Genomic DNA, 2,678 nt, shown 5'->3' on the forward strand with positions numbered 1-2,678 from the left:
CGACGTCTCGTCCCATCACCCTGATAATCCATAACTCCATCCTCGCTTCCAAGCTCCGGAGTCTCCAACTCTCCCAGAACGATTCATAGAGCCATTCTCGGTCAACGCCGTCACCCGCGACGGTGTGGGCACGCCGTGCGGTTGCGCCTTGGGCCTTGTGGCCGGTGAGGGCGTAGCCCCAGTCGAGGTTGCCTTCGTCGATGTACCAATGCGGAACGGTCACGACGTTGTTGGTGCGGTCGAGTCTGAGCGTGATCGTGCGCCGTTCCGTATCCACGGCCGTGACGGTTGCGAGGTCGCCGTTGAGGACTCCCAGCCGGGATCGGTTCTTGAGGCACACGGCTCTGTCTCCTGCCTGGAAGATACGATCGCCGGCGTTCACCGTAGGTCCGTGGAGCAATCCGGCTTCAGCGATACGGGCGCGGGCCTGCTGGTTGAGCTGATCGACGGTGGTGTTGCGGTGCCCGATGAGAAGCACCTGGGCAGGGTCACCGGCATCTTCGACGTCTCGGTACCAGGCGTCGACGGCTTGGGTGATGGTGTCATCGGTGGTGGTGGCTACGTTGATCAGTCCGCGCCGGTCATACATGGCCACCGCCCGGGAGATCGAGCCGTGCCGAAGCTCGGCCAGGGCGGTGCGTTCCCATTCCTGGTCCTGGCGGACGTTCTCGGTCAGCTCGATAGCCGTCAGGCGAGCCGTCAGTGCAGCGAATAGGCCGCCGGCGTCGATCTCGGCGAGCTGGTGGTGGTCGCCGATCAGGATGAGCTTGCCGGATGCTGCTTCGACCAGGTCGGAGACCTCGGCGAGCTGGCGGCTGCCGACCATGCCTGCCTCGTCGACGACGACGATGGCACCGGTTGGGAGACCACAGGCGGCCTTGGTTTCCCATAGGAAGCGGGTGATGGTGGCGGAGGGGATGCCGGTGGCGGTTTCGAAGCCGGCGGCTGCTCGGGCGGCCAGCGCCGTTCCAAAGACGGGGGTTCCTGTTTCGGTGGCGAGTTCCTCGATGACGGCCATGACGGTTGTCTTGCCGGTCCCGGCCGCTCCAACGCCAATGTCGATGGTGTTTCCGGATGTGGCGAAGTGGCGCATCATCGCCTGCTGCCCTTTGGTGAGGTTTGGTTGAGTTGCGAGGGCGGCTTCGACTTGCGCCTCAGGGGCGGTCCATCGTTCGGCTGCGATGCCGTTCTGGGCGCGGTCGATGATCCGCTGTTCGATGGTGAGGAGTTCGGTGGTTGTGTAGCGGCGTTCGTTGACCAGTCCCGGGAACGTGTCGCCGTTCGCGCGTCGCATGATGGGAGCATTGGCCGAGTTGACGACCTCGAGGAGGCGTTCGAGTTCGGACGGTTCGAGGTCGAGCGGCAAGTCACTCAGCGGATCTGTTGTGGGATGGGTGGGGAGGATCGGGATCACGTCAGCACGGTGCAGGAACGTGTCGGCGAGGCCCTCGATCTGGGCTCGGCGTCCGCCGTCTGGCAACGCCTCTGCGGCGGCTGCGACCACGTCCGCACGCCCGAAGGTCGATGCCTGAGCAGTGAGCCCCTCGGCCGACGCCATACGATCGAATACCGGTCCGCGCTCAGGCACTTCGACCTCACGCCCCCGCTCAAGCAACGCAACCACCGATACTGGGGTCAGCCCGACCTCGGTGCCCCGCTCCAGCCAGGCCGGCATCAGAACATCGACCGGGTGTTCTTGCTTCGGTGTACGGGTCGCCAGGGTGGCGGCTTCGTTGGCAGCGGGGGTGTCGGCAAAGCCATGAGAGTCCCGCCATGCCTCGATCTCCTGCCGCCGCTGGGAGAAGGCAGTGATTTGGGCGCGGGTGAAGCCTTCGATATCGGCCATCCCGTTGCGAACGGGCTGCCAGCGAACACCGAGACGCTCGGTCAATCGGGCCCTGAGTTCGGCTTCGTGAAGGTATCCAGCGTCGAGCTGATGCCGGTACAAGAGTCGCCCGTCGATGGCCCGCCAAACGCCGTCGACACCCTCGACCCGGTTGCCCACCACCACGTGGGTGTGGAGCTGGGGGTCGTCGCTGCGACTCGTGAACTCGGTGAACCACGCCGCCACATACCCGGTGGTCCGGATCGACCAGGTCTCGACCCGCTGACGGGTCGTCCCGTCCTCGTCGAGGATTGGGTTGCCGTCGCGGTCGGTGACGGGCACCCGGGATGCTCCCCGGGTCGAGGAAGCCACCGACTCCAGATAGGCGACCGCCTCGGCGGTGGCTTCCTCGAACGCCTCGACCACGTGGCGGCGGACCTCATCGTCCCCGAAGGCCCACAACAGCGACACCGACTTGTCCGCCGAGAACGTCAAATCCCACGCCGCCACCCCGTCCTTGCGAAGCTGCCGCCCCAGCTGCTCCCCCGTCGCCGGGTGCTGACCATCAAACAAACGGACCAGACCCTCCGCCGACACGGTTCCCGCTAGGTCCTGTTCGGCAGCGCCGCTGCCGTGCCAACGACCCGTGGCGGTTCCACCTCGCAGGTAGTAGTCCTCCCTGGGTGTGATCTCGCCCAGTTTCTGGAGGTAGTAGTCCTTGTGGGCCTTGGCGAGACTCAGCATCCGGACACTCCCGAACGGTCGACCAGGAGACACCGGGCAACTTGTCAGTGGTTTACCTTCGGGTGGGAGCGCCGGTTGGTGCTCTTGGAGACTGGTGATGGCCACGGTG

1 protein-coding gene is annotated in these 2,678 nt (G+C 65.5%); it reads right to left on the reverse strand.

Annotation, left to right across the window (positions count from 1 at the left end; all coding sequences use genetic code 11):
• On the reverse strand, positions 1–2,569 hold a 2,569-nt coding region (gene mobF / locus P1T08_18685; GenBank protein MDF1598100.1), incomplete at its 3' end, for a MobF family relaxase.
• Positions 2,570–2,678: the final 109 nt, after the last annotated feature.

This window comes from Acidimicrobiia bacterium, assembly GCA_029210695.1.
Lineage (GTDB): Bacteria > Actinomycetota > Acidimicrobiia > Spongiisociales > JAHEDJ01 > JAHEDJ01.